This is a genomic window from Chitiniphilus purpureus (assembly GCF_025642115.1).
GTDB lineage: Bacteria > Pseudomonadota > Gammaproteobacteria > Burkholderiales > Chitinibacteraceae > Chitiniphilus > Chitiniphilus purpureus.
Genome location: NZ_CP106753.1, coordinates 3,969,621 through 3,994,253, shown reverse-complemented (window position 1 = coordinate 3,994,253; position 24,633 = coordinate 3,969,621). Strand labels below are relative to the sequence as shown.

The 24,633-nt window shown below is 66.8% G+C and carries 25 protein-coding genes; 9 read left to right on the top strand and 16 right to left on the bottom strand.

Going from position 1 to position 24,633, the window contains the following annotated elements; genetic code table 11:
* Window positions 1-9: 9 nt before the first annotated feature.
* Together N8I74_RS18465 and N8I74_RS18460 are read right to left on the bottom strand one after the other, a co-directional pair.
* Window positions 10-534, bottom strand: coding sequence for a KdsC family phosphatase (locus tag N8I74_RS18465; protein ID WP_263124677.1), 525 nt, complete (start codon window positions 532-534; stop codon window positions 10-12).
* 15 nt (window positions 535-549) lie between these two features.
* Window positions 550-1,530, bottom strand: a complete 981-nt coding sequence (locus N8I74_RS18460; protein WP_263124676.1) for a KpsF/GutQ family sugar-phosphate isomerase — start codon at window positions 1,528-1,530, stop codon at window positions 550-552.
* A gap of 188 nt (window positions 1,531-1,718) precedes the next feature.
* On the opposite strand from N8I74_RS18460, the gene N8I74_RS18455 reads away from it, so the two are divergent.
* On the top strand, window positions 1,719-3,689 hold the full coding sequence (locus N8I74_RS18455) for a monovalent cation:proton antiporter family protein (RefSeq protein ID WP_263124675.1): 1,971 nt from the start codon (window positions 1,719-1,721) through the stop codon (window positions 3,687-3,689).
* Window positions 3,690-3,866: 177 nt separating this feature from the next.
* On the opposite strand, the gene N8I74_RS18450 is transcribed toward N8I74_RS18455, so the two are convergent.
* On the bottom strand, window positions 3,867-4,964 hold the full coding sequence (locus N8I74_RS18450) for a Do family serine endopeptidase (RefSeq protein WP_263124674.1): 1,098 nt from the start codon (window positions 4,962-4,964) through the stop codon (window positions 3,867-3,869).
* 73 nt (window positions 4,965-5,037) lie between these two features.
* On the opposite strand from N8I74_RS18450, the gene N8I74_RS18445 reads away from it, so the two are divergent.
* From N8I74_RS18445 to N8I74_RS18415, 7 genes are all read left to right on the top strand, one after another.
* Entirely contained in the window at window positions 5,038-5,790 is a 753-nt protein-coding gene (locus tag N8I74_RS18445; RefSeq protein ID WP_263124673.1) for a Nif3-like dinuclear metal center hexameric protein, read from the top strand.
* Complete coding sequence (locus N8I74_RS18440; protein ID WP_263124672.1) at window positions 5,787-6,317, top strand: hypothetical protein; 531 nt, start codon at window positions 5,787-5,789, stop codon at window positions 6,315-6,317. Before N8I74_RS18445 ends, N8I74_RS18440 begins: the two co-directional genes overlap by 4 nt.
* Before the next feature lie 278 nt (window positions 6,318-6,595).
* Window positions 6,596-7,186 carry a ubiquinol-cytochrome c reductase iron-sulfur subunit gene (gene petA, locus N8I74_RS18435; protein ID WP_263124671.1) on the top strand — a complete coding sequence of 197 codons (591 nt, stop codon included), beginning with the start codon at window positions 6,596-6,598 and terminating at the stop codon, window positions 7,184-7,186.
* A gap of 11 nt (window positions 7,187-7,197) precedes the next feature.
* Entirely contained in the window at window positions 7,198-8,550 is a 1,353-nt protein-coding gene (locus tag N8I74_RS18430) for a cytochrome b (RefSeq protein ID WP_263124670.1), read from the top strand.
* An 11-nt stretch (window positions 8,551-8,561) separates the two neighbouring features.
* Window positions 8,562-9,341, top strand: a complete 780-nt coding sequence (locus N8I74_RS18425) for a cytochrome c1 (protein WP_263124669.1) — start codon at window positions 8,562-8,564, stop codon at window positions 9,339-9,341.
* A gap of 236 nt (window positions 9,342-9,577) precedes the next feature.
* Window positions 9,578-10,183: a glutathione S-transferase N-terminal domain-containing protein gene (locus N8I74_RS18420; RefSeq protein ID WP_263124668.1), complete on the top strand. Its 606-nt coding sequence runs from the start codon at window positions 9,578-9,580 to the stop codon at window positions 10,181-10,183.
* Window positions 10,184-10,316: 133 nt separating this feature from the next.
* A complete protein-coding gene (locus tag N8I74_RS18415; protein WP_263124667.1) occupies window positions 10,317-10,751 on the top strand; it encodes a ClpXP protease specificity-enhancing factor in 435 nt (144 codons plus the stop codon).
* A gap of 384 nt (window positions 10,752-11,135) precedes the next feature.
* Here the strand turns inward: N8I74_RS18415 and N8I74_RS18410 are convergent, their stop codons facing one another.
* From N8I74_RS18410 to purM, 4 genes are all read right to left on the bottom strand, one after another.
* A complete protein-coding gene (locus N8I74_RS18410) occupies window positions 11,136-12,401 on the bottom strand; it encodes an RsmB/NOP family class I SAM-dependent RNA methyltransferase (protein ID WP_263124666.1) in 1,266 nt (421 codons plus the stop codon).
* Between the two features lie 5 nt (window positions 12,402-12,406).
* Window positions 12,407-13,597 (bottom strand): DUF3108 domain-containing protein, encoded by a 1,191-nt coding sequence (locus tag N8I74_RS18405; RefSeq protein WP_263124665.1) that lies wholly within the window; start codon window positions 13,595-13,597, stop codon window positions 12,407-12,409.
* On the bottom strand, window positions 13,594-14,208 hold the full coding sequence (purN, locus tag N8I74_RS18400; RefSeq protein WP_263124664.1) for a phosphoribosylglycinamide formyltransferase: 615 nt from the start codon (window positions 14,206-14,208) through the stop codon (window positions 13,594-13,596). The genes N8I74_RS18405 and purN overlap by 4 nt, the downstream gene beginning before the upstream one ends.
* 141 nt (window positions 14,209-14,349) lie before the next feature.
* Window positions 14,350-15,387: a phosphoribosylformylglycinamidine cyclo-ligase gene (gene purM / locus N8I74_RS18395; protein WP_263124663.1), complete on the bottom strand. Its 1,038-nt coding sequence runs from the start codon at window positions 15,385-15,387 to the stop codon at window positions 14,350-14,352.
* A gap of 215 nt (window positions 15,388-15,602) precedes the next feature.
* Here purM and hda point away from each other — a divergent pair, with 215 nt between their 5' ends.
* Window positions 15,603-16,268: a DnaA regulatory inactivator Hda gene (gene hda / locus N8I74_RS18390; protein WP_263124662.1), complete on the top strand. Its 666-nt coding sequence runs from the start codon at window positions 15,603-15,605 to the stop codon at window positions 16,266-16,268.
* Between the two features lie 284 nt (window positions 16,269-16,552).
* On the opposite strand, the gene N8I74_RS18385 is transcribed toward hda, so the two are convergent.
* Genes N8I74_RS18385 through N8I74_RS18345 form a run of 9 tightly spaced genes read right to left on the bottom strand, consistent with a single transcriptional unit; the run spans window position 16,553 to window position 24,621 of the window.
* The gene (locus tag N8I74_RS18385; protein ID WP_263124661.1) at window positions 16,553-17,176 is read right to left on the bottom strand and encodes a type II secretion system protein; all 624 of its coding nucleotides are present in this window, start codon (window positions 17,174-17,176) and stop codon (window positions 16,553-16,555) included.
* 36 nt (window positions 17,177-17,212) lie between these two features.
* Window positions 17,213-17,920, bottom strand: coding sequence for a type II secretion system protein (locus N8I74_RS18380; protein WP_263124660.1), 708 nt, complete (start codon window positions 17,918-17,920; stop codon window positions 17,213-17,215).
* A 2-nt stretch (window positions 17,921-17,922) separates the two neighbouring features.
* The gene (locus tag N8I74_RS18375) at window positions 17,923-18,660 is read right to left on the bottom strand and encodes a hypothetical protein (RefSeq protein WP_263124659.1); all 738 of its coding nucleotides are present in this window, start codon (window positions 18,658-18,660) and stop codon (window positions 17,923-17,925) included.
* The gene (locus tag N8I74_RS18370) at window positions 18,657-18,926 is read right to left on the bottom strand and encodes a hypothetical protein (RefSeq protein WP_263124658.1); all 270 of its coding nucleotides are present in this window, start codon (window positions 18,924-18,926) and stop codon (window positions 18,657-18,659) included. The genes N8I74_RS18375 and N8I74_RS18370 overlap by 4 nt, the downstream gene beginning before the upstream one ends.
* Window positions 18,923-19,492: a hypothetical protein gene (locus N8I74_RS18365; protein WP_263124657.1), complete on the bottom strand. Its 570-nt coding sequence runs from the start codon at window positions 19,490-19,492 to the stop codon at window positions 18,923-18,925. The genes N8I74_RS18370 and N8I74_RS18365 overlap by 4 nt, the downstream gene beginning before the upstream one ends.
* Entirely contained in the window at window positions 19,489-20,895 is a 1,407-nt protein-coding gene (locus tag N8I74_RS18360; protein ID WP_263124656.1) for a hypothetical protein, read from the bottom strand. Before N8I74_RS18360 ends, N8I74_RS18365 begins: the two co-directional genes overlap by 4 nt.
* Window positions 20,892-22,085 (bottom strand): type II secretion system F family protein, encoded by a 1,194-nt coding sequence (locus tag N8I74_RS18355; protein WP_263124655.1) that lies wholly within the window; start codon window positions 22,083-22,085, stop codon window positions 20,892-20,894. Before N8I74_RS18355 ends, N8I74_RS18360 begins: the two co-directional genes overlap by 4 nt.
* Entirely contained in the window at window positions 22,082-23,731 is a 1,650-nt protein-coding gene (locus N8I74_RS18350; protein WP_263124654.1) for a GspE/PulE family protein, read from the bottom strand. Before N8I74_RS18350 ends, N8I74_RS18355 begins: the two co-directional genes overlap by 4 nt.
* Window positions 23,728-24,621 carry a tetratricopeptide repeat protein gene (locus N8I74_RS18345; protein WP_263124653.1) on the bottom strand — a complete coding sequence of 298 codons (894 nt, stop codon included), beginning with the start codon at window positions 24,619-24,621 and terminating at the stop codon, window positions 23,728-23,730. Before N8I74_RS18345 ends, N8I74_RS18350 begins: the two co-directional genes overlap by 4 nt.
* Window positions 24,622-24,633 lie beyond the last annotated feature (12 nt).

The following is a 24,633-nucleotide window of genomic DNA, read 5'->3' as shown; positions in this document are numbered from 1 at the left end:
GCGGCCGCCTTAACGCAGGTAATGCGCGAGCACGCCTTCCAGCGTGCCTTGCGCCTGCATGATGGCCTCGCAGACTTCACGCACCGCCCCGTGGCCTGCGGCACGCTGCGGCACGAAGTGCGCATGCCGCAACACCAGTTCGGGCGCATGCGGCACGCCGGCGCTGAAGGCGACCCGGCGCATCACCGGCAGATCGACCACGTCGTCGCCCATATAGCCGCATTCGGTGGCGCTCACGCTGGTCTCGGCCAGCAAGGCTTCGAACGCGCTCAGTTTGTCGTGGGCCCCCTGGTACAGATACTGGATGCCCAGATTGCGGGCACGGTGCTCCACCAGACGCGAGGTGCGGCCGGTGATGATGGCGAGCTTGACCCCGGTGCTCTGCAGCATTTTCAGGCCGTGTCCGTCCAACGAGTTGAAGGACTTGAGTTCCTCGCCGCTGTCGCTGTAAAGCAGGCCGCCGTCGGTCATGACACCGTCGACGTCGAAAATCATCAGGCGCACGGCACGGGCTTGTTCGATCATGGGTTGCATCCTGTCGTCATTCTTCTACACCACGCGGGCGCGCAGCAGATCGTGCATGTTGAGTGCACCGCACAGCTGGCCTGCATCGGTGACCAGCAGCCCGTTGCAGCGGCGTCTTTCCATCAGCGCCACCGCTTCCGCGGCCAATTGCTCGGCCTCGATGGTCGCCGGCGCAAGCGTCATCACCTCGCCCACCTTGGTGCCGTGCACGTCGATGCCGCGATCGAGGGCGCGGCGCAGATCGCCATCGGTGAACACCCCCACCAGCCGGTCCTGTGCATCGACCACGGCGGTCATGCCCAACCCCTTCCTGCTGATTTCCAGCAACGCGTCGCGCAGCGACACCTCGGCCGCCACCGCGGGCAGTGCGTCGCCGGTATGCATCAGATCGCGCACCCGCACCAGCAGACGGCGGCCCAGGCTGCCGCCCGGATGTGACAGCGCGAAATCCTCGGCCTTGAAGCCGCGCGCGTCCAGCAGCGCCACCGCCAGCGCATCCCCCAGCGCCAGCGCCGCGGTGGTGCTCGCGGTCGGCGCAAGATTGAGGGGGCAGGCTTCCTGCGCCACGCTGCCATCAAGCCAGACCTGCGCCTCGCGCGCCAGTGTGGCCGCACCGTTGCCGGTGATGGCGATCAGCGGCACGGTGAGGCGCTTGAGGCTGGGCAGCAACGCCACCAGCTCGTCGCTTTCCCCGGAGTAGGAAATTGCCAGCACCACGTCGTCGGCGGTGATCATGCCCAGATCGCCATGGGCGGCTTCGGCCGGATGCACGAACAGCGCCGGCGTGCCGGTGGAGGCGAAGGTGGCGGCGATCTTGCGTGCGATATGGCCGGATTTGCCCATGCCGGTCACAGCGACGCGGCCGCGGGCGGCCAGGATCAGGGCGCATGCCTGCTCGAAGCGGGAATCGAGCAGGCCGGCAAGTCGCTCCAGCGCGCCGGCTTCGATCGCGAGCACCGCGCGCGCGCGCGCGAGTGCCTTCGAGGTGGGGAGGGGGTGGGCCATAGGCGGCAAGTATAAGAGAGCCCGGCGAGCGCCGGCCAGCAAGAATCGCTCCCGCGGGCACAAATACCGCCGGCTGATGCGATGCCCGGCGCGGCCCGGCCAATGGGCGTGGGCAGGCCGCTGCGGGGCGCCATTCCGACTGCCGGCCTTGCCTATATAATCGGCTCGCCTCTCCACGGTGAGCTTCGATGCCTGTCCACCTTTCCTCCCTGCTTCTGTTGCTGGCCGCAGCGGTCATCACCGTGGTGCTGTGCCGCAGCGTCAAGCTGCCTGCCATGTTGGGTTATCTGCTGGTCGGCATGCTGATCGGGCCGCACGCACTCGGTCTGATCGCCTCGTCGGACGAGGCGACCCACCTTGCCGAGTTCGGTGTGGTGTTCCTGATGTTCACGCTGGGGCTGGAATTCAACCTGGCCAAGCTCAATGCAATGCGGCGTGTGGTGTTCGGGTTGGGCGCGAGCCAAGTGGCCGTGACCGCGCTGCTGGTCTGCGCCGCTGCCTTGCTGACCGGTCACGATTGGAAGGTCGGCCTTGCGCTGGGTGGCGCGCTGGCGATGTCGTCGACGGCGATGGTGTCCAAACTGCTCTCCGAGCGCAACGAACTCAACGCCGCGCATGGGCAGAACGCCATCGGTATCCTGCTGTTCCAGGACCTGGCGGTGGTGCCGTTCCTGATCATGCTGCCGGTGCTCGGCCGCTCGGGCGAGGAAATGGCGTGGGCACTGGGCCTGGCCGCGGTGAAGATCATCTGCGTGCTGGTCCTTTTGCTCAATCTGGGACCGCGCATGATGCGCCCCTGGTTCAACCTGGTGGCCAAGCAGCATTCGAGCGAATTGTTCATGCTGAACCTGCTGCTGGTGACGCTGGGCATCGCCTGGCTGACCGACCTCGCCGGTCTGTCGCTGGCACTGGGGGCTTTCCTCGCCGGCATGCTGATCGCCGAAACCGAGTACCGCTACCAGGTGGAGGATGATATCCGCCCGTTCCGCGATCTGCTGCTCGGGTTGTTCTTCGTCACGGTCGGCATGAACCTCAATTTCGCCACGCTGGCGGCGTACTGGTGGCTGGTGCTGCTGGTGTTGCTGTTCCTGCTGCCGGGCAAGATCCTGATCATCTCCGGGCTGGCGCGCGCGTTCGGCAATTCCCCGGGCAACAGCCTGCGTACCGGGTTCGCGCTGGGGCAGGGCGGGGAATTCGCCTTCGTGCTGCTGACCCTGGCGGCCGGCGCGGGCCTGATGCCTTCGGCGCTGCATCAGGTGATGGTCGCCAGCGTGGTGCTCTCGATGCTTGCCACCCCGTTCCTGCTGCAGCACTCGGACAAGCTGGTGTTGCGGCTGGCGGCGTCGGAATGGATGAACCTGGCAGCGAATCTGCACCAGATCGCCGTGCGCACCATGGAAACGCAAGGTCATGTGGTGCTGTGCGGCTACGGGCGCAGTGGGCAGAGTCTGGCGCGTATCCTCAACGAGGAGAACATCCCGTTCTTCGCGCTCGATCTGGACCCGGAAAAAGTGCGGGAGGCGGGCGCGGCCGGCGAGTCGGTGATGTTCGGCGATGCCGCCAAGCGGGAAGTGCTGATGGCTGCCGGTCTGATGCGTGCCCGCGCGCTGGTGGTGACCTATGCCGACACCCATTCGGCGCTGAAGATCCTCGAACTGGTCCACCAGTTGCGCCCCGAGTTGCCGGTGATCGTGCGTACCTTCGACGACAGCGACATCGACCGTCTGAAGGCATCCGGCGCGGCCGAGGTGGTGGCCGAGGTGCTCGAAGGCAGCCTGATGCTGGCCTCGCACACGCTGATGATGCTGGGCGTGCCATTGAACCGGGTGCTCAAACGCATCCGCAATGTGCGCGAAGCGCGCTATCAGATGTTCCGCGGCTTCTTCCGCGGCATCATCGAGGACGTGGAGGAAGGCGAACGGACGCAGCCCCGCCTGCACAGCGTGCTGTTGGTGCCGGGCGCCGCTGCGGTAGGCCGGCCGGTGGGTGAGCTTGGCTTTGCTGCCCTCAACGTGGAAGTGCGGAGCCTGCGCCGCAAGAACATGCGGCCGACTCAGCCCAGCACGGATTTCACCCTGCTGGCCGGGGACATCCTGGTCCTGCTCGGTGAGCCGGAAAACCTTGCCGCGGCCGAGCGGCTGTTGCTGCAGGGGCCTTGAGACGCCGCTCCGTGGCCCGGGTGGCCGGCGCGGTTGTCGTTGCCGGGGCCGCCCGGGTCGTTGCCAAGCCTGTCAAGGCGCCGTGTGGACAGACGCTGCAGCCCCGCTCCGTCGGCGCCCAGCGGCCGCGCGCCGCACGGCGGGCCCGCCATCCGCAGCGACCCCCAGGCACGTGGATCACGAGGGTTGGCGGAATGACGGACGCTTGCCGATCCGGACCGGCAGCAGGATTTCGCGCCCTTCACGGAACAGCCTCAGCACCACTTTCTGGTCCGGCCTGAGTGCGGCGATCAGGTTGAGCATCGACGAGGTGTCGCGGACCTCGTCCTTGTCGATCGCGAGCACGATGTCGCCCGGTCGCAGCCCTGCCTGATCGGCCGGGCTGCCGCGCACCACGCCGGCCACCAGCGCGCCGCGCGCATTCTTGAGCTTGAACGAGCCGGCCAGTTCGTCGGTGACGTCCTGCGGTTCCACGCCCAGCCAGCCGCGTACCACGCTGCCATCCTTGATGATGGCTTCCATGACTTCCTTGACCGAGCTGGCCGGGATTGCAAAGCCGATGCCGAGCGAGCCGCCGGTGCGCGAGTAGATCGCGGTGTTGATGCCCAGCAGATCACCCCGTGTATCGATCAGCGCGCCACCCGAGTTGCCCGGGTTGATCGCGGCATCGGTCTGGATGAAGTTCTCAAAGGTGTTGATGCCCAGTTGGGTGCGCTTGGTCGCCGAAACGATGCCCATGGTGACGGTCTGGCCGACCCCGAAAGGGTTGCCGATCGCCAGTACCACATCGCCGATCTCGATCTTGCTGTCGTCTGCGAACGCGATCGTCGGCAGGTTGGACAGCTCGACGCGGATCACCGCGAGGTCTGTCTCCGGATCGGTGCCGATCAGCTTGGCTTCGGCGGTACGCCCGTCGGCCAGCGCCACCTGGATTTCCTCGGCCGATTCGACCACATGGTTGTTGGTGACGATATAGCCGTCGGCCGAGACGATCACGCCCGACCCCAGGCTGGATGTGCGCTGTGCCTCGTCACCCTCGAAGCGGTCGCCGAAGAAGCGGCGGAACATCGGGTCGTTCAACAGGGGGTGCTGCGGGCTCACCGCCTTGGCGGTGTAGATGTTGACCACCGCCGGCATGGCGTGACGCGCCGCATCGCGGTAGGACACCACGCCGGACCCGCTCTTGCCGGACGGCGAGCTGGCCTCGCGCACGGTCACCACCTCCTGCGCCGGCTGTGGCCTGGGTAACCACTCCGGATGGAGCAGGGAAGCCAAGAACCAGACGGCAAGCCCGATCGTGGTGGTTTGTGCGAAAATCAACCAGAGTTTTTTCATATGGTCGAAAGCAATGGCCGTGGCCAGAGAGCAACTGTCGGATTATATCGAACAACTTCTGGAGGCTGGTCGTTTCAGGGATTACTGCCCAAACGGACTGCAGGTGGAAGGGCGGGAGCGGGTCGGCAAGATCGCCACTGCCGTCACGGCCAGCCTTGCCGCGGTCGAGGCCGCGGTCGCCGCCGGGGCCGACGCGCTGCTGGTGCACCATGGGTATTTCTGGAAAGGCGAGCAGGCGCCCATCCGTGGCCTCAAGAAGGAGCGGATCGCCAGCCTGCTGGCGGCGCAGGTGAATCTTTTTGCGTACCATCTGCCGCTCGATGCGCATCCGACACTGGGCAACAATGCGCAACTGGCCAGCCTGCTGGGCCTGGTTGCCACCGGGCGCCACGGTGAGCAGGATCTGGTGTGGTTGGGCGAACCGCTGCAGCCTGTCACACTGGGTCTCTTTGCCGAGCGTATCGAAGCGGTGCTGGGTCGTCGGCCCCTGGTGCTGGGTGAGCGCGAACGGCCGTTGCGCCGCGTCGCCTGGTGCACGGGAGGTGCCCAAGGCTATTTCCACGAGGTGGCGTCGCTCGATGTCGATTGCTATGTGACCGGCGAAGCGTCCGAGTTCGTGACCCATGTGGCCAGGGAATCCGGCGTCGCCTTCATCGCTGCGGGCCATCACGCGACCGAACGCTACGGGGTCCGCGCCTTGGGCGATCATCTGGCCGAGCGCTTCGCGCTCGACCTTGTTCATCTGGAACTGGACAACCCCATATGACGAGCGCTTGTCGAATCGCGCTGTTGCTGCTGGTCTGCGCTGCGCTGAGCGCCTGCGGCACATTGCAGTTTCCCCCATTCGGTGGTGCTCCGACGCCGACACCCACACCGACCATGCCCGAACCGACTCCGCCACCGTCCGCCGCGGCGCCGGATCTGCCGTTGCCGGAAATCGAGCTCAAGCGGATGAGGCAGGCCCCGTCGGTGGTGATCGAAGGGCGCACCGCGCAGGCCATTTTCGACGATATCGAAAGCTACCGTACCTCGCGCGGCATGACGGTGGTGGCGCGCAACAAGAACCGCATCGAATTCGCTGCAGGTGTGGTCAAGGCCAAGCGTCCCACCCAGGCACGCATCCGTTACATGCTTGCCCCGGTCAAGAAAGGCTTCAAGCTGTCTGCCCGGGTCTACCAGGTGAGCTATCCGGGGACTTCCCGCGAAAAGGTCGCCGACATCACCAGTGCCGTTGCCGATCGCCTAAATACCGAACTTGCACGCTACAGCCAGGAAGCTACCGCTTGGCGCTGACTGGCGTCCTGTTCCATCAATCCGGCATGCCCTGCCCGCCAGCTGTGCTATGGCGTTTCCAGCGGGCGGCATATCCCTACCGTCCGGCGTAATCTACTGCGCAGCGTGTTCAGCCGTTGCGTAAGTTTCTCGCGTTTTTACAGCATGCGATTGATCGGCGTCAGGGCGGCGGGCGGACTGGTTGTGGTCGGGCAGACGCATATGCTGTTTTCAGTTGTACGCGGGCTCGGTTAGAATTCGCCAGTTTTAGCCGGAACTTCCATCTTCAGGGACTGGATATGAGTGACCAGCAGGTTGACAACAGCAAACGGCGGTTCTTGGTCGTAGCGGCCAGCGGCGCAGGCGCCGTGGCCTTAGCGGGGGTTGTGACCCCCTTCATCGCGAGTTTCTTTCCTTCGGAACGGGCCAAGGCCGCCGGCGCGCCGGCTGAAGTGGACCTGAGCAAACTTGAGCCGGGTCAGAAGATCGACGTGGAGTGGCGCGGCAAGCCGGTGTGGGTGGTCAAGCGTACGCCCGAGATGCTGGCCAATCTGGCCAAGAACGACGGCAAGCTCGCAGACCCGAATTCGGAAGCCAACCAGCAGCCCGACTACTGCAAGAACCCCACGCGTTCACGCAAGCCGGATATCTGGGTGGCCGAGGGCGTATGCACCCACCTGGGCTGTTCGCCGACCTTCCGCCCCGAGCTTGCGCCGGCCGATCTGGGCGCGGACTGGCTGGGCGGCTTCTATTGCCCCTGTCATGGCTCGAAGTTCGATCTGGCCGGCCGGGTGTTCTCCGGCGTGCCCGCGCCGACCAACCTTGTCGTCCCGCCGCACAAGTTCTTCGGTGATGGCGATTCCATGCTGCTGATCGGCGAAGACCAGTAAGAGGCTGAACCATGAGCAAATTACAAAATACCGGACAACGGGTCCTCGATTGGGTCGATGACCGCTTTCCGCTGACCGCCACCTGGAAGGCGCACGTTTCCGAATACTACGCGCCGAAGAATTTCAACTTCTGGTACTTCTTCGGCTCGCTGGCGCTGCTGGTGCTGGTGATCCAGATCGTCACCGGCATCTTCCTGACGATGAACTACAAGCCGGACGGCTCGCTGATCCCGGGCACCAACGTCTCGGTCGCGTTCGCCTCGGTCGAGTACATCATGCGTGACGTGGCGGGCGGCTGGATCATCCGCTACATGCACTCCACCGGCGCCTCGATGTTCTTCGTGGTCGTCTATCTGCACATGTTCCGCGGGCTGATCTACGGCTCGTACCAGAAGCCGCGCGAACTGGTGTGGGTGTTCGGCACGCTGGTGTTTCTGATCCTGATGGCCGAAGCGTTCCTGGGCTATCTGCTGCCGTGGGGCCAGATGTCGTTCTGGGGTGCGCAGGTGATCGTGAACCTGTTCGCATCGATCCCGGTGATCGGTCCGGACCTGTCCGTGTTCATCCGCGGCGACTTCGTCGTGTCCGATGCCACGCTCAACCGCTTCTTCGCACTGCACGTGATCGCCGTGCCGCTGGTGCTGCTGGCATTGGTGGTCGCCCACCTCGTGGCGCTGCACGAGGTCGGTTCGAACAACCCGGACGGCATCGAGATCAAGAAGCTCAAGGACCCCAAGACTGGCATCCCGCTCGACGGCATCCCGTTCCACCCGTACTACACGGTCAAGGACATCCTCGGTGTCGCGGTGTTCCTGGTGGTGTTCTCGCTGGTGGTGTTCTTCTTCCCCAACGTGTTCGGCTACTTCCTCGAAGACAACAACTTCATCCCGGCCGATCCGCTCAAGACTCCGCCCCATATCGCGCCGGTGTGGTATTTCACGCCGTTCTACGCGATCCTGCGCGCGGTGCCTTCGTTCCTTGGAACCCAGGTGTGGGGCGTGTTGGCGATGGGTGCGGCGGTGGTGGTGATCGCCTTCCTGCCGTGGCTGGATCGCAGCCCGGTCAGATCGATCCGCTATCGTGGCCCGATCTTCAAGACCGCGTTGGTGCTGTTCATCATCGCCTTCATCGGCCTTGGGATTCTCGGCGCCCTGCCGCCTACCGATGTGCGCACCGTGGTGTCGCAACTGCTGTCGCTGATCTACTTCGCCTTCTTCCTGGGCATGCCCTGGTTCAGCCGCATGGATCCGGTGAAACCCGTCCCGGAGCGCGTGACCGAGTCCACGCTCGACCGACAAGTCCGTTTCCTTGCCCTGTTCACGCTGACCATCGTGCTGTCCGCGGTGTTTGCCGCGGTGATCTGAAAGGGAGTGCCATGAAATCCAATATCAAGAAATGGCTGGCCGCCGCCTCGCTTGCACTGGCGCCCCTGATGGCCGGCGCATCCGAAGCCGGCGTGCATCTGGATAGCGCGCCGCTCAAGCTGCGCGATCCGGAGGCGCTGCAGCGCGGTGCGCAGACCTTCGTCAACTACTGCCTTTCCTGTCACGGTGCCGTATCGATGCGCTTCAACCGGCTGCGCGATCTGGGGCTGTCGGAAGAGCAGATCAAGGCCAATCTGATGTTCACCGCCGAAAAGGTGGGCGAACCGATGCGCGTGGCGATGACTGCTGCCGATGGCAAGGTCTGGTTCGGCGCAACACCCCCCGATCTGTCGGTGATTGCGCGGGCGCGTGGCGCCGACTGGCTGTACACCTATCTGCGTACCTTCTACCGCGACGAGTCGCGCCCCACCGGGTGGAACAACCTGGTGTTCGACAAGGTCGGCATGCCCCATGTGCTGTGGGAGCTGCAAGGGCAGCAGGTGCCGGTGTACAAGACCGTCAAGAACCACGACGGCAAGGCCGAGCAGCATATCGAGTCGCTCAGGCTCGCAACGCCGGGGCTGCTGACCCGGGTGGAGGGCGACGGTACGGCTGACCAGAGCGAGTACGACGCGCGCGTGGCCGACCTTGTCAGCTATCTCGTCTACATGGGCGAACCGGCGCGGGTGAGCCGCGAGCAGATCGGCTACGCGGTGCTGTTGTTCCTGTTGTTCGTACTGGTGCCGATCAGTTACTTCCTGAAGAAGGAATACTGGCGCGACTTGCACTGATCGTCTGCGCTGCGCCTGCGGTAACGCAATGCCAGTCAGCCATGCTGACTGGCATTGTTCATTTCGAACGCATGCACGCTTCGCGCAGCAATGTCCTGCGTTGCCCGGGCGCCGAAATTCCCCGGATTTCATTTAAGAATCATACGCTTGCAGCGATTTTGTGGATTTGCCAGGGGGCGAGCTGGTAGAATCCTCCGGCTCTAGATACCCGCCTTCGATTTCGGAGAACGCGCTTTATGATGAAATTGTATTCCGGCACGTCCTGCCCGTTCAGCCACCGTTGCCGTATCGTGCTGTTCGAAAAAGGCATGGACTTTGAAATCATCGATGTCGACGTGCACAGCAAGCCCGAAGACTTGGCGGTGATGAACCCGTACAACGAAGTGCCGGTACTGGTGGAACGCGATCTGCAGCTGTATGAATCGAACATCATCAATGAATATATCGACGAGCGTTTCCCGCATCCGCAGCTGATGCCCGCCGATCCGGTGCAACGCGCCCGCGCGCGCCTGATGCTGTTCAATTTCGAACGCGAGCTGTTCGTCCACCTCAAGACGCTGGAAGACAGCGCCGCCACCAAGAAGACGCTGGAAGCGGCCCGTATCACCATCCGCGACAATCTGACCCAGATCGCCCCGCTGTTCGCCAAGCAGAAATACATGCTGGGCGAGGAATTCTCGATGCTCGATGTCGCCATTGCGCCGCTTTTGTGGCGCTTTGACCACTACGGCATCGAAGTGACCAAGGCACTGGCATCGGTGATGAAGTACGGCGAGCGCCTGTTCAGCCGCCAGGCGTTCATCGATTCGCTGACGCCGAACGAGAAGGCGATGCGCAAGTAACCGGGTGGGTGGGCGCCTTGCCCGCCCCCGTCCCGCGTGCCTGCAGCGCGGCGGCCCGGTGCCGGCCTCGATCCGGCTTTCCTCGCCTTGGCGAGCGGCCCCCGCCGGACCTACCCCCACGGAGTACCGTGCAATGCCATCCGTCTCGACCAAGCCCTACCTGATCCGTGCCATCCACGAATGGTGTTCCGACCATGGTTTCACGCCGTATCTGGTCGTCGCCGTGCGCAGCAAGATGCAGGTGCCGATGGAGTACGTGAAGAACGGCGAGATCGTGCTCAACATCAGCTACAACGCCACCCGCAACCTGACGCTCGGCAACGACTACGTGTCGTTCTCGGCCCGCTTCAACGGTGTATCGCGTGAGATCGTCATTCCGGTCGGCGCCGTGGTCTCGATCTTTTCGCGTGAGAACGGCGAAGGCATGGGGTTCGAATACGAGGGGGTGCCGGAGGACCTGGCCGACAATGCCCCTGCCACGGTCGACGGGGAGTCGGGCGACGGCCCGGACGACGAGCCGCCGCGCCCCACCGGTGGCGGCCGGCCCCAGCTGCGGGTCGTCAAGTAGCACATGCAGAAAACCCGCTGTCACAGCGGGTTTTTTGTCGGGCGCGGCGTGCGGCCGGCGATTACCAGTAATACCCGATCGAGCCGCGCACCGTGCGGCCGTAGCCCAGCACGCAAAAGGCGTCGCGGCGTTGCCTTGGGTCAGATAGCGCCGGTCAAAGAGGTTGCTCACGTTTGGCGGCAGCCACGGTTGCCTGAGCTGGTAGCCCGGCATCAGACCGGTGAGGGTGCAGCTGTCGTTCCCCGGCTGCGTGGTGCCGTCTGCCCGCGGTGCCTCACCCGGCGTTTGGCTCTGGTCGCGCACGCCGACGCCGGCGCTGAATGGCTGCCCCACAACGCCGCATTGTGGTTCGGCGCGTCGCGCCGGTGGGCAGTCTCCTGGCCCCTAGTTGCGTTGCAGGACCGCGGCGAAGAAGCCGTCGGTGCCGTGTTGCTCGGGGGTGAGCTGCAGCAGCGGGCCGTCCAGGTCGAGTGCGACCCTTTCCTCTGCCAGCAGCGTGCGCACATCGAGCAGTGTGAATTCGGGCTGCGTGGCGAGCAGCGCTTCGACGATGGCCTGGTTTTCGCTCTGCAGGATGCTGCAGGTGGCGTAGACGAGCCGTCCACCGCTTTTGACGAGCCGCGCCGCCGAGGCGAGGATGCTGGCCTGCTTGGCATTGAGCTCTGCCACGCTCTGTGCCGATTGCCGATACTTCAGGTCCGGGTTGCGGCGCAGCGTGCCGAGGCCCGAACACGGTGCATCGACCAGCACCGCGTCCATCTTGCCGGCAAGCCGCTTCACCTTCTGATCGTGCTCGCTTGCCAGCAACTGCGGCTGGACATTGGACAGACCGGAGCGGGCCAGGCGCGGCTTGAGGTTGGCCAGGCGCTTCTCCGAAATATCGAAGGCGTAGAGCCGGCCGGTGTTCTGCATCATTGCGCCGATGGCCAGTGTCTTGCCGCCGGCGCCGGCGCAGAAGTCCGCCACCATCTGGCCGCGCCGCGCGCCGGTGAGCAGCGCCAACAGCTGGCTGCCCTCGTCCTGGACTTCGATGCTGCCGTCCAGGAACAAGGGATGGCGATTGAGCGCGGGCTTGCCTGCCATGCGCACCCCCCACGGCGAATAGGGCGTCGGCTCGGCCTTCAGCTCGGCACCGGGGTCGTTCAAGGCGCCGAGCACCGCATCGCGCCGGGCCTTGAGCAGGTTCACCCGCAGATCCAGTGGCGCACTCGCCAGCATGGCGTTGCCCAGCCGCAGGATGCTTTCCTCGTCGCGGCCCTGCCCCTGCAGCGCCTGCACCACCCAGTCCGGCAGGCCGGCACGCACATGCAGTGGGGCTACGCTCCAGTCGGTGGCCTTCCATTGCCGGGCCAGCGCGAGCTGCTCTTCGTTGAAGATGCCCGCAAGTTCCTTGAGATTGCGCTTCTCGATCGCGCTCAGGTAGGCCAGCAGCCACAACCGCGCGCCGGCGTACGGCCCGGCCAGCCATTCCAGCCGCGGCAGGTGGCGCAACAGCCCGAACACGGTCTCGGCGACGACGGCGCGGTCGCGCGCGCCCAGCCTCTTCTGCTCGCGGAACAAGCGCGACAGACACACGTCGGCCGGCGCGGTGAACGGCAGGATCTGTTCGAGCGCATCAAGGATGGCTTGGTACTGGATGGTGTTGATCATGGTGCTCATCGTGATTGATGGGGGTTGCGCTCATGCGGCATCGGTCCGGGGCGCAGTACCGGCTTGCCTTCCAGCTCGATGCTGCTGGCCCAGATGTCGTAGCTGCCGCCGTCCTTGCCCAGGGTGGCCTGCATGCGCACCGGCATGTTGTGCCATTGCGGTGCGAGCCAGAAATCGAAGACACGGTCCTCGTAGGTGCCACGCAGCAGCAGCACCTCCACCTGCTGCTCGCCCAGGCGCAGCGTGCTCTGCCCGCGGATCGAGAACCGGACGTCCGGATAGTGCTTGCGCCCGGTGAACAGCGAGAAGGTCGGCCGGTCGAGGCGGTTGCCCTGCAGGGCAAGCTGGAACGCGGCGGAGAACACGTCCTGGTCGCCTGGCTTGAGCGGTGCCGTCTTCACATTGCCGTTGTCATTGATGGTGGCGCTGAGGGCCTGCCAGTCGAAGACCGTTTCGCTGCGCAACGCGTCATCACGGTATTCGCTGTAGCGTTCCGGGCGCACCCCGTCGCGGGTGACCAGTCCCACGCTGTGCAGCTCGCGTTTGCGGCCCAGCAGCGAGCCTTGCAACTTGACCTCGTAGCGTCCGCGCTCGACCCGCCAGGTCAGCTTTGCCGGAATGGGGCCATACAGGTAGACGATCTGGGCGTGGCGTGGAAACGATCTGCCCAGGCTCTGGGCTGGAGCGCCCGCCGGTGTCGGAGCGGGGCTGGCCGCGGCAGGTGAGGCCGGGACGGGCGTGGGGGCGGAGGCTGCCGTCGTCATGGGCGGCTGCGAGGCCGACAGGTTGGCGGCGGGCAGCGGCGTCGGGGCCACCGGCATGGCGTGCGGGGTCGGTGTCGGGGCGTGCACCGGTACGGGCGATGGTGCGGGCGTGGCAGCGGGCGGTGCCGACGTTGGCGAGGGAGTGGGGGCGCGACGCGTCGATCGGGGTGGCGGCATGCCCAACGCGATGCTCAGTTCCCCGGCCGGGGTCACGCCTTGCAGTTCGGGGGGCAGCAGCAGGTTGTCGAACGAGGTGTCGGCCAGCTGCTGCGTGGGCTTGCGCAGCGGTGTTGCCTCACCCTTGACGGCGCTGCTGTCGGCCAGCAGATAGAGCGTATCGCCCAGGATGCCGAACAGGTGCAGCAGCAGCGACAGCACGAACGCCACCAGCAACCAGCGGCGTACGCGCAGTCGGGCCCGCCAGCGACTCATGCTCCCTGTTCGGCTGCGCCCGCCACGCGGACGCGGCCGGCTTCGATGACAAGGCGCCGCTGCGCGAACAGGCGTACCGCCTCGGGGTAGAGCCGATGCTCCTCGACCAGCACCCGCGCCGCCAGGGTCTCGGGCGTATCGTCGTCCGCCACCGGCACCACCGCCTGCGCGATGATCGGCCCGTGATCGAGCTCGGCGGTCACGAAATGCACCGTGCAGCCGGCGAACTTCACGCCTTCGGCCAGCGCCCGCTCATGGGTGTGCAGCCCGGTGAACGCGGGCAGCAGCGAGGGGTGGATGTTGATCAGCCGTCCGGCGTAGCGGTTGACGAAGCCGGGGGTGAGGATGCGCATGAATCCGGCCAGCACCACGAGATCGGGCATGTAGCCGTCGATCAGCCCGGCCAGCGCGGCGTCGAACGCTTCGCGGCCGGCGAAGGCCTTGTGGTCGAGCACGGCGGTGGGAATGCCGCGTGCCGCCGCCCAGGCCAGCCCGGCCGCGTCGGCACGGTTGGCGATCACGGCGGCAACGCGCACTTCAGGAATCGCGGCATTGACGATGGCTTGCATATTGCTGCCACGGCCGGAGATCAGGATGACGATGTTGGTCATGGGAAAGTGAGGGGAAAGAGGTGAGGAGTGAGGTGCGCAAAAGGGTGGCTGAGGCTTCGCCGCTGGTCTTGCCAAGCCGGTGCGGTGGTTTTACCCCGCACGCCGCTCTCCTCACACCTCACCGCCTGAAGCGCAGGCGCTTCAGGCAATCTGCGTCTGATGTTCATCGCCGACGCGCTCGCGCACCACGCCCAGGCGGTAGACGGTCTCGCCCTCGGCGGCCAGCAACGCGGCGGCCTGTTCGGCCTGCTCGGCCGCGACGATCACCACCATGCCAACACCGCAGTTGAAGGTGCGGTACATCTCGGCGGTGGCCACGTTGCCTTCCTTCTGCAGCCATTGGAACAGCTTGGGGAACGCCCAGCTGCCGGCATCGATCTGTGCCACCACGTTGTCCGGCAGCACACGCGGCACATTCTCGGTGATGCCGCCGCCGGTGATGTGGGCCATGCCCTTGACCGGCAGTTGCGCCATCAGCTTCAGCAACGGCTTCACGTAGATCCGGGTCGGCGCCATCACCACGTCGGCCAGCGAGCGGCCCGCATCGAAGCCAGCAGCATAGTCGGCCTCGGTGAGATGCAGGATCTTGCGGATCAGGCTGTAGCCGTTCGAGTGCGCGCCGCTGGACGCAAGGCCCAGCACTGCGTCGCCCGGCGTGATGGTGCGGCCGGTGATGACCTGCGATTTCTCGACCACCCCCACGGCAAAGCCGGCCAGATCGTATTCGCCCACCGGGTACATGCCCGGCATCTCGGCAGTCTCGCCACCGATCAGTGCGCAGCCGGCCAGTTCACAGCCCAGTGCAATGCCACGGATCACCTCGGTGGCGGTATTCACGTCCAGCTTGCCGCAGGCGAAGTAGTCGAGGAAAAACAGCGGCTCGGCCCCCTGGACCAGGATATCGTTGACGCTCATTGCCACCAGATCCTGGCCGACCGTGTCGTGGCGGTTCAATTCGAAAGCGAGCTTGAGCTTGGTACCCACCCCGTCGGTGCCCGAGACCAGCACCGGCTCCTTGAACTTCTTCGAGATCTCGATCAGGCCGCCGAAACCGCCGATGCCGGAGAGCACTTCCGGCCGCATCGTCCGCTTGGCGAACGGCTTGATGTTTTCGACGAGTTGATCGCCCGCGTCGATGTCGACGCCGGCATCACGGTAGCTCAGGCTGGAGGGGGTCATGAAGGCCTCGTGAGGATGATGCGGAACGGGCGTGGCCGGCGCGGCTGCTTTGCCGCTAGAATGGCCGCCGCAATTCACTGAAAACGCAGTAGTTTACCCGATCCCTCGATGAAACGCCTGATCACCCGTCGTGCACGGTCTGCCCGTCCCGACCGGCCCGCCTGTGGTCGGGGCATCGGCATGCCGACGGGCCATGGCGCAAGGTGGATGCGCTGATGCAGCAGCTGGTGCTCGATCTGCAGCTGCCTGCGCCGCCATCGTTCGAGGGTTTCGTGCGCGGCGACAACGCCGAGCCGCTGTTCATGTTGGCCGAGTGGGCGGCCGGGGCGCCCGAACCCCGTTTTCTCTATCTGTGGGGCGAGCCCGGCGTCGGCAAATCCTATCTGCTGGCCGCAGCGGCCGCGCGTGGTCCAGGCTGCGTGATCCAGGCGCCGGAGCCGCTGCCCGATGTCCTGGCACCCGATGGCATGCTGATTGTCGACGACGTGGGCAAGCTGACCGGCCCACAGCAGATACGCCTGTTCGATCACTACAACACGCTGCGCGAGGGTGGCGGGCGCCTGCTTGCCGCCGGTGCCTTGCCGCCGATGCTGCTGCCGCTGCGCGATGACCTGGCCACCCGGCTGGGCTGGGGGCTGGTGTATCAGCTCCGGCCGCTGTCCGATGCCGACAAGGCCGCAGCCCTGCGCCGGCGCGCACTGTCGCTGGGGTTCGAATTGGCCGATGAGGCCGCCGACTACCTGCTGCGCCACGCCGCGCGCGACCTGCCCACACTCAATGCATTGCTTGCGCGGGCCAATGTCTACGCATTGTCGCGGCAGCGGCCGGTCACGGTGCCGCTGCTGCGCGAGGTGCTGGCTGGCAGCGATCGCAGCGCCTGAGCGCAATCCGCGGCGCGAAGCCCTCAAGGGTGCCTGCTGCTCGCTGGTCGCGACATGCCTTGCCAGTCGACGCGGCGAGGCCAGGGTCCGACCGGTGTGAACAGGAGGTGTGCGATCCGCCGGGGTCCTCGATCCATCGGTGGTCACCGCTGGCGCATGCCGCCGCGTATCCAGTCGGACCGCCGCATCGGATTCCAGCAAGCGGGGCGCTTCGCTGCACCGCGTTTCGCGCAGCCCTCCGGCCCACAGATCCATGCCTCGGATGTCCGGAAGATCGATTCACCCTAAGGCAGCAGCCGGATGTTGAGGCTTTGCATACTGGTCTTGTTGCTCCAGCAGTCGTCGCCGGCCCGGTACTGGTCCGGCCCGTCGCCGCTGCCGGCATCGCTGCGGATGTTACCGGCTGCCGGATCGCCATCGTCGTATTGCATGTCCATTGCGCAGACGTAGCGCAGGTCGACCTGCGCGGCGGCGCCGGCGGTGAGGTAGAGCGCGTTGGCCTGGGTCTGCGTGCCCGCCTGCCCTACGCCGGCCTGCCAGTTGGCGCCGAACGGCGTGCGGGCATCGGCGTGCGACAGGATGCGTGTGTTGGTCAGAAGCGGCATGAACAGCGCGGCCTCGGCAGCGGTGTAGCTGCCATTGGGCGCCTCGTTGCAGTTGGCCGGCGTGGTTGCGCCGGGCGGTTCGGCCGCGCTGCAGCCATCGCCCGGATAGCGGCCGTAGCGCTCGGCGTAGATATTCATCGCGGCCAGCACCTTGTTGGCGCCCGCCTGCGCACTCTTGACCTTGGCGCCGTCGACCAGGTCCTTGCCCTTGAAGGCCAGACCCAGGATCAGGCCGATGATGACCAGGACCGTTGCAAGTTCGACCAGGGTGAAACCCTGCTGGCGTGTATATCGCAGAAACATCGCGTGTACTCCATGGTTGGGTGGGCGGGTTGGAAGTCAGGGCAGGCGGCCGGCCCGCAGCAGTGCTTCATGCAGCGCGTAGGGCGACAGCCAGCTCACCAGGTCGTCAAAGCCATCGCTGCCGTGCGGCCCGGCGGCGAAAAGCGTGTCGCCGTCGTTGTTTTCCGCCTCGCCGGCCGCGTCTTCGACCACCCCATTGGCACCATGCGAGAGCAGCACCGCAGCGACGTTCGGCGCGAGCACGGCGCCACTGCCGGCTTCATGCACCGTGAGGGCCCCGGTGGTGCACCAGGAGAAACTCGCCCGCGCGCCGGGGCCGGCGACGGTGCAGCCCGGGAGGTTGGCGGGTGTCGCGGAATCGTGATCGGCAAAACCGGGTGTGACGGCATAGCGCAACGGGCGCCCCCAGCCATCGTGCCGTGGCAGCGAGAGCGCCTGCCATGGCAACGCCCCGTCCGGATGGCGGCAATGCATACCGCTGATCGCTTCATGACCTGCTTCAGGGCCGGTTGCTCCGGCTGGCGCCGGGCAGGGCAGGCGGCCGTGCTGCAGCAGAAATCCGAGCAGTGCGGCGCGGGCCGCGTCCAGATACACGCGCGTTTCCCGTTCGTGCATGGCCTGCCACTGCGCCTGCAGCGGTCCCAATGCGCCGCCGAGCAGGATGCCGATCACCAGCAGTACCACGGCCAGCTCCACCAGCGAGGTGCCGCGCTGACGCGGCCGCGGACGGATGCGGCGGGCCATGGCTAGTGCCCTGCCCGGCATGGCAGCGCGGCAGCCGAACGACGGATCTCGTGCCAGCTGATCCAGGCGATGCGGTCGTTGAGCACCGGTTGTCCACCGCGCCAGCGAGGGCCTTGCAGAAAGGGTCCACCCCGCCGGGTATTGTCGAACACGATGCCGTCCACCGTGTCCCGCTCCAGGTATTGCGCCGCCGACTGCGTGTCGTTGCGCAACTGGGTGGGGAGCGGCGCGCCTGGTGCCATCACCACTGCAACGATGCAGTCGCCCGGTGACGGCGCGATCGGACGGCCATGCGGATCGGCGAGCGGCAGCGATTCGTCGCACACCGGGGGCAGCGCACCGGTGCCGCTGTCGCGGTAGCGGTCGGCGAGCGCATACCACAGGTATTCGCCGCTGGCATCGCGCAGCGGCGGCAGCCCCAGTGTTTTCCAGGGCAGCCGCCCGAGTGAGGGACTGGTCGCATCCTGGGTGCCGAAGCCGTCGTCGCCCGGCGCATCCCGGTCGGGTACGGGCAATTCGCCGCTGCGTACCCGCAACGCTTCGCCCGCCGTCGCGGCGGCTGGACAATGCAACGCGCTCCAGGCCAACAACGCCGCCTTGGCCTGGGCGAGCACCGCGGCATCGTGGGCTGCTGCACCCACCTGCTGCCCTGCAGGGGCGACCAGCCACCAGCCGGTGCCGGCCAGTATCAGCAGCGCCAGCAATGCCAGCAATGCGGCGCCCCGGTGGCTGCGCCTCATCGAGCGGGCTCTTGCGGTGCCGCCCATCGTTCGCCGACGCGTATCTGCGACGGCATCGCATACCCCACCGGCCGGCCATCGACGAAACGCACCAGACGCGTGCCATGGCGCACCTCGCCATCCAGGCGCCGGGACTGCGCCTGCATCTGCGGTACTGCGGGCCGTTCCAGCGTGACCCGTTCCTGCGGGGTGTAGAACAACCGGCCCCAACCGTCGGCGGCGCAGCAGGCCGGACTGAGCAATAGCAGCAGCAGGTGGCGGGTCATGACGTGGGTTCCTTGGCAGGGGCGAGGTCGAGCCAGTACCAGCTGCAGACCGCGTGCAACGGTCCGGGGGCGGCCGGGCGGGACAACTCGCACCGTGTTTCGGCCTGCCAGCCCGGCAGGTTCCGCACGCGCTCCAGCACTTGGGCGAAGTCGGGTTCGTGCCGTGGCCGGAACGACAGGGTCAGTGGCGCGGCATGGAGTTGCAAACCACCAACCGGGGCGGCAGAGGGCAGCGGTGCCCGGGGGCCGAGCCGCTGGTGCAGCGACAGCGCTGGCAGCGATCTGCCCAGCTGCAACAGTGCGGCCTGCCGGGCGGCAGGCGGGTCGGCATCGAACACGCCCTGGACGCGCAGGTTGTGCAACCGGGGGCCGTACGTCGCCAACGTCGTCTGCGCCTGGTGCAGCAAGTCCCGCTGTTGCACTGCGGATTCGGCGGCGTGGTGGGCCTGTGCATAGTGCGCAAGCTGCTGGCGGTAGTGTGCCTGCGCCCAGCAGGACACCGCGACGGCTGCCAGCAGGTAGAGTGCGCTGGCAAGGCAGGTGAGCGCGTCCCTGTGGCGTGTCATCGCGCTTGCTCCGGCCGGGTCGTCCAGTGCAGCGTGAACGTGCCCTGTCCGGTGCGCTGCAGCGTTATGCCCGGCGCGGCGCCCGGCCAGCGTGCCAGTTCGTCCGCCAGGTGCTCCAGCGTGATGCCGCCACTTGCCGCTTGCGGGTCGGTGCCGGTCAACGTCCAGCGCACCAGGTGTGGCTCGCCTGCTGCGGCAGGCAGTTGGTGTTCCCAGCCATAGCGTTCGATCTGCAGCGCCGGGTAGCGCAGCAATGCCTGACTCAAGCGCTGCATGTCCGCCAGTTGCCGGGGCCAGGGTGCAAGGTAGCGCGCGTCCAGCGTACGGATCGCTGCCAGCTGCGATGCAGCCACGGGCTGGCCAATCGGCAATCCCTGTTGCAGCGCTGCGGTTTGCCGCCTGACATCCCCGACGGTGACCGAAAGACCGGCCGCTGCGTGCGCCAGTGCAGCGCCGGCGCGCTGCAGATGCCAGGCCTGCAGCGATGCGGCCAGCAGCAAGGAGGCGGCAATCAGCCTGATGGTGGCGATACGCCGGCGCAGCATGCCCCGCCGCAGTTGCCGGGATGTGCCGTAGTGGCTGGGCGGGGGGCGCAACCGGAGCCGGTCGGCCACAGCGGCGGCCACATCGCCGACCGGCAGCGACAGCGCAACGGCATGCAGTGCACCGTCGGATGCCCAGTGGCGGTTGAGTGCACCGGCCGTGGCAGGCATTGCCTCGCCCGTACCCAGTATCACGACGGTCAGCGCTTCGCGGGACGGCAACTGCGCCGTGCCGGCCAGATGCCGCTGCGCGAGCCGCGTCTCCTCATCGAGCACCGCGGCGAGCGCATCGGCTGTATCGGCTGGCGGCCTGGTCTCCCGCTGCAGCCTTCGGGAGAACTGCAGTTGTCCGTGGACCAGATGGCTTTGCCGCAACCTGCCGTCCTGCCCCACACAGAACAGCAGACTATGTGCGGGGCAGCCCGTGACCAGCGCACTGATCAGCAATGGCAGGGACCAGACGCCGCTGATCGCGATGCCGGCCGTGGTGAGCCGGTCGAGCAGTGCATCGAGTGGTGCCGGCTGGATCAGCGCACTCAGCAGCGCAACGTGCCGTCCGGCATGGAGACGGCAGGGACCGATGTGCCGGTGCGCCGTCTGCGGCCAGTGCTGCGCTGCCTTGCGCCGGCACAGCGCGCGCCGGTCCAGCCATGACAGGCGTGGCAAGGGCTCATGCACCACTGATTCGCAGTCCAGGTCGACCAACACGCCGACATCCCACCGATGGCACACCAGCGTCGTGATGAGGCTGTCGAGCGCGTCGGCGTCGGTGGCAAAGCGCCTGTCGTGCCACGCACCGTTGACCCATTGCAGCAAGGTGATGCTGTGGTCATCCATCAGCAGCAGCGTGGACAGGCTCATCGCAGCCTGCCCAGCGAATCGAACACCGGCCCGAGCACGGCGCTCATCAGCCACAACAGCACCAGGCCCAGTGCCACGGTCGACAGCGGTTCGATCATGGCCTGCAAGCGGGCCACGCCGCGGCGCACATCGCGCTGGTAGAAGTAGCCTGCACCGACCAGCGCATCGTCCAGCGCCCCGGTCTGCTCGCCGGTGCGCAGCATGCTGACCAGCAGCGGCGGGAATGCCTTTTCGCTGGCGAAGCTTGCGCTCAGACTGCGCCCTTGCCCGATGTCGTGACGGATCCGCTCCAGTGCCAGCGCGAGTACCGCATTGGCGGCGACCGCGCGGGTCAGGTCGAGCGCCGGCAGCAGCGGAACGCCCGCGGCGTACAGCGCGGCCAGGCAGCGGGTGAAACGTGCAAGCTCGATGCCGTGCGCCACCGGGCCGAGCAAGGGCAGCCGCAGGCACAGCGCGTCGCAGGCAAGGCGCAGGGCGGGCAGCCGTCCCCGCAGCCAGCGGAGCGCGGCGACGGTGGCGACGAGCGTGGCCAGCAGCGCCGCACCAGACGACTCCAGTGTCCGGGCCAGGCCGAGCAGCAACCGTGTGGAAAGCGGCAGCGCCTGGCCCAGCGCCCGCAGGAAGTCCTCCAGCTGTGGAATCAGCCAGAGCACCAGGAAAGCGGCCACGGCGACAAGCAGCGTCGCCACGAACAAGGGATAGCCCAGCAGCCGGCGGGTCTCGGCGGCCATCTCGTCCTGCCAGCGCAGCGCCTCGCTGAGTGCGGCCAACGTCTCCGGCAGCCTGCCACCGGCTTCGCCGGCACGGATCAATGCCACATAGATCGGATCGAACACGTCCGACGCCCCGGCCAGGGCATCGGAGAATGTCCTGCCGCCTTCCAGTGCCTGGATCAGCTGTGTCAGCACCTGTGCCAGGGGGCCGTCCTGCATCCCGCGCAGCGCGTGCAGTGCCTGCAACAGCGGCATCCCAGCCCGTAGCAGCTGCTCCAGCTGGAAGGTCAGCGCGGCCAGGCCGCGCCGTGCGGCCCTGCGCCACGACAAGGGCGCATACCAGACCCGCCGCGCGCGGATCAGCAGCAATCCCTCGCGCGCCAGCGCGGCTTCCAGCTCGCCGCAATGCGCAGCCCGCATCAACCCATGGTGGAGCCGGCCTTGCGCGTCGACTGCGCGAAAGCGGAAGCGCTTCATGATTCGCTCCAATCCGGGCCGATCACGCGTGCGATCTCGGTGCTGCTGGTCACACCGTCATGGATCAGGCGGCGCGCGTCTTCGTGCAGGGTGGCAAAGCCGCGTTGCCGGGCTGCTTCCAGCAGTGCGCAGGGTGAGGCACGCCGGGCCAGCAATTCGTCGAACGCGGCGTCCAGGCTGAGCACTTCGGCGATCACGGTGCGGCCACGGTAGCCAGAGCCTGCACAGCATCGGCAATCGCCATACGGTGCCGCTGGCGTGTCGCCGGGCACCCTGCCGTGACAGGCGGGGCAGTGGCGCCGCACCAGCCGCTGCGCCACGATGCCGAGCAGGTTGCCGGCCAGCAGCTCGGGCGGCACGCCCAGCTCGAACAGCCGCGGCAGGGCGCCGAGTGCGCCATTGGCATGCAGCGTGGCGTAGACCTGGTGACCGGTCATGGCGGCGCGCAGCGCCATCTCGGCGGTGTCGCGGTCACGGATCTCGCCGACCAGGATCACGTCCGGGTCCTGGCGCAACAGCGAGCGGATGCCGCTGGCGAAATCGAGCTTGGCCACTTCGTTGATCGAGGTCTGCCGGATATGCGGCAGCGGATACTCGACCGGGTCTTCCAGCGTCATGATGTTGAGTGCTTCGCGATCGAGTTCGCCCAGGATCGAATACAGCGTGGTGGTCTTGCCGGATCCGGTCGGGCCGGTGACGAGGATCAGGCCCTCGGGCCGGGCGATCAACCGGCGCAGCGCGGCGAGATTGCTGCTGGAAAAGCCAAGCTGCGCCAGCGGCAGCAGCGTGCTGTGCCGGTCCAGTATCCGCAGCACCAGGTTCTCGCCCCAGGTGGTGGGCTGGATCGCGGCCCGGAAATCGATATGCCGGCCTGCGAACGAGCGTGAGAGCCGCCCGTCCTGCGGTGCGCGGGTTTCGGCGATGTCCATGCCGGCCATCACCTTGAGCCGGACCGACATCGCCGGCCAGTGCGCCTGGTGCAGCGCGCGGACCTGCCGCAGCACGCCGTCGATCCGGTAGCGGATGCGGACGAAACCCGCTTCGGGTTCGAAATGCAGGTCGGACGCACCGCGTGCCACCGCATCGCCGAGCAAGGCGTCGATCAGTCTGACCACCGGTTCGCCGTAGCTGCCTGCGTCGCCATCGCCCGGTTGCGTGGCGCCGGTCTCAAGCGCTTCAAGGATGCCGTCGATCGAAAGGTCGATGCCGTAGCAGCGGTCGATCGCTTGCTGCACGTCAGCGGCACTTGCGACCCGGGTGGCGATCCGGCACGGCGGCAGCGCCCGTCGGAGCTGGTCGAGTGCCAACAGATCGGCCGGATTGGCCATTGCCAGGGTGAGGATGCAGTTGTCCTGGTCCCAGGCGAGCGGCAGCACCTGGTGCTGACGGGCGAGCGACTTGGGAAGGAGCGCCAGCGCGGCGGGATCGGCATACGCATCGGCAAGCGCCACGCTTTGTTCGCCCAGCCGTTCGGCCAGTGCATCACGCAGCAGCGCCTCGGAGACGAATCCCAGCGTCGCCAGCCGCTCGGCCAACCGTCCGCCGAGCCGGCGCTGTTCCTGCTGCGCGATCCGCAACTGATCGGCGCTGAGGCAACCCCGTTGCAGCAGTGCCTGACCGAGCGACATGTCCAGAGTGCTGTTCATGGCGCGGCCTCGATGGCGAGCAACCGGGACCGCACCGTTGCGATGTCGAACCGGGCAGGATGTTGTCCGGCCAGATGCAATGCCTGCCGGTAGTACTGTGCGGCTGCGGCAGGTTGCTGCTGCATGTCCAGGCTGACAGCCAAGTTGTAGGCGTAGTCGGGCTGTTCGGCATCCTGGTGCAGTGCCGTCGCATAGTGGGCAGCTGCCTGGGACCAGCGTTGATCGGCGGCGAGCCGGTTGCCCAGCGCAAACGCAACAGCGGGATTGCGCCGGGCCTGCTGCTGCAGTGCCCCCCATTGCGCGTCGGCGGCCGGTAGCAACTGCGCAAGTCCGGCCAGGGCGTGTGCATCGCCCGCATTGAGCGCCAGCAGGCGCTGGTAGAACAGCACGGCGCCTTGCATGTCACCGCCAGCCTGTGCCAAGTGGGCAAGGCCCAGCAGCGCATCGCGGTTGTGGGGGTCTTCGGCAAGCGCTTGCTGATAGTGTTGTCCGGCCTGCGCCAGCTCGCCCTCGCGATAGGCTTGCCAGGCTGCCGCCAGGCTCGGGGAGAGTGCGGGGCGTTCGGCACTACGCGATACGGTGATGAGGGCGGCGCCACTCGCACGCACTGCTTGCGGCACCGGTGCCCCGGCAGCTGCAAAGGCCGCCTGTGGTACCGGCGTGTCGTCCATTGCATGAATGGAGCTTGCGTGCATGGAGCTTGCCTGCAGCCCGGCAGCGGATGCCGGAGCGCTTGCGGCTGCGACAACCGCTTCAGCCTCCGGTCTGATCGGCGTACCGACGCCCACGGCATATTGCGGGGTGGCAAGCCACCCGGCGAGGTAGGCGCCGCCGAGCAGACCGGCCACCAGCCCGCAGAGCGCACCCCCGAATGAGTGCACCAAGCGCATCGGCGCTGCTGC

Bases quoted from the DNA above. Each gene is read 5' to 3' on its own strand.
- N8I74_RS18465 (WP_263124677.1), bottom strand. From the start codon at position 534: ATGCAACCCATGATCGAACAAGCCCGTGCCGTGCGCCTGATGATTTTC.
- N8I74_RS18460 (WP_263124676.1), bottom strand. From the start codon at position 1,530: ATGGCCCACCCCCTCCCCACCTCGAAGGCACTCGCGCGCGCGCGCGCG.
- N8I74_RS18455 (WP_263124675.1), top strand. From the start codon at position 1,719: ATGCCTGTCCACCTTTCCTCCCTGCTTCTGTTGCTGGCCGCAGCGGTC.
- N8I74_RS18445 (WP_263124673.1), top strand. From the start codon at position 5,038: ATGGCCGTGGCCAGAGAGCAACTGTCGGATTATATCGAACAACTTCTG.
- N8I74_RS18440 (WP_263124672.1), top strand. From the start codon at position 5,787: ATGACGAGCGCTTGTCGAATCGCGCTGTTGCTGCTGGTCTGCGCTGCG.
- petA (WP_263124671.1), top strand. From the start codon at position 6,596: ATGAGTGACCAGCAGGTTGACAACAGCAAACGGCGGTTCTTGGTCGTA.
- N8I74_RS18430 (WP_263124670.1), top strand. From the start codon at position 7,198: ATGAGCAAATTACAAAATACCGGACAACGGGTCCTCGATTGGGTCGAT.
- N8I74_RS18425 (WP_263124669.1), top strand. From the start codon at position 8,562: ATGAAATCCAATATCAAGAAATGGCTGGCCGCCGCCTCGCTTGCACTG.
- N8I74_RS18420 (WP_263124668.1), top strand. From the start codon at position 9,578: ATGATGAAATTGTATTCCGGCACGTCCTGCCCGTTCAGCCACCGTTGC.
- N8I74_RS18415 (WP_263124667.1), top strand. From the start codon at position 10,317: ATGCCATCCGTCTCGACCAAGCCCTACCTGATCCGTGCCATCCACGAA.
- N8I74_RS18410 (WP_263124666.1), bottom strand. From the start codon at position 12,401: ATGATCAACACCATCCAGTACCAAGCCATCCTTGATGCGCTCGAACAG.
- N8I74_RS18405 (WP_263124665.1), bottom strand. From the start codon at position 13,597: ATGAGTCGCTGGCGGGCCCGACTGCGCGTACGCCGCTGGTTGCTGGTG.
- purN (WP_263124664.1), bottom strand. From the start codon at position 14,208: ATGACCAACATCGTCATCCTGATCTCCGGCCGTGGCAGCAATATGCAA.
- purM (WP_263124663.1), bottom strand. From the start codon at position 15,387: ATGACCCCCTCCAGCCTGAGCTACCGTGATGCCGGCGTCGACATCGAC.
- hda (WP_263124662.1), top strand. From the start codon at position 15,603: ATGCAGCAGCTGGTGCTCGATCTGCAGCTGCCTGCGCCGCCATCGTTC.
- N8I74_RS18385 (WP_263124661.1), bottom strand. From the start codon at position 17,176: ATGTTTCTGCGATATACACGCCAGCAGGGTTTCACCCTGGTCGAACTT.
- N8I74_RS18380 (WP_263124660.1), bottom strand. From the start codon at position 17,920: ATGGCCCGCCGCATCCGTCCGCGGCCGCGTCAGCGCGGCACCTCGCTG.
- N8I74_RS18375 (WP_263124659.1), bottom strand. From the start codon at position 18,660: ATGAGGCGCAGCCACCGGGGCGCCGCATTGCTGGCATTGCTGGCGCTG.
- N8I74_RS18370 (WP_263124658.1), bottom strand. From the start codon at position 18,926: ATGACCCGCCACCTGCTGCTGCTATTGCTCAGTCCGGCCTGCTGCGCC.
- N8I74_RS18365 (WP_263124657.1), bottom strand. From the start codon at position 19,492: ATGACACGCCACAGGGACGCGCTCACCTGCCTTGCCAGCGCACTCTAC.
- N8I74_RS18360 (WP_263124656.1), bottom strand. From the start codon at position 20,895: ATGAGCCTGTCCACGCTGCTGCTGATGGATGACCACAGCATCACCTTG.
- N8I74_RS18355 (WP_263124655.1), bottom strand. From the start codon at position 22,085: ATGAAGCGCTTCCGCTTTCGCGCAGTCGACGCGCAAGGCCGGCTCCAC.
- N8I74_RS18350 (WP_263124654.1), bottom strand. From the start codon at position 23,731: ATGAACAGCACTCTGGACATGTCGCTCGGTCAGGCACTGCTGCAACGG.
- N8I74_RS18345 (WP_263124653.1), bottom strand. From the start codon at position 24,621: ATGCGCTTGGTGCACTCATTCGGGGGTGCGCTCTGCGGGCTGGTGGCC.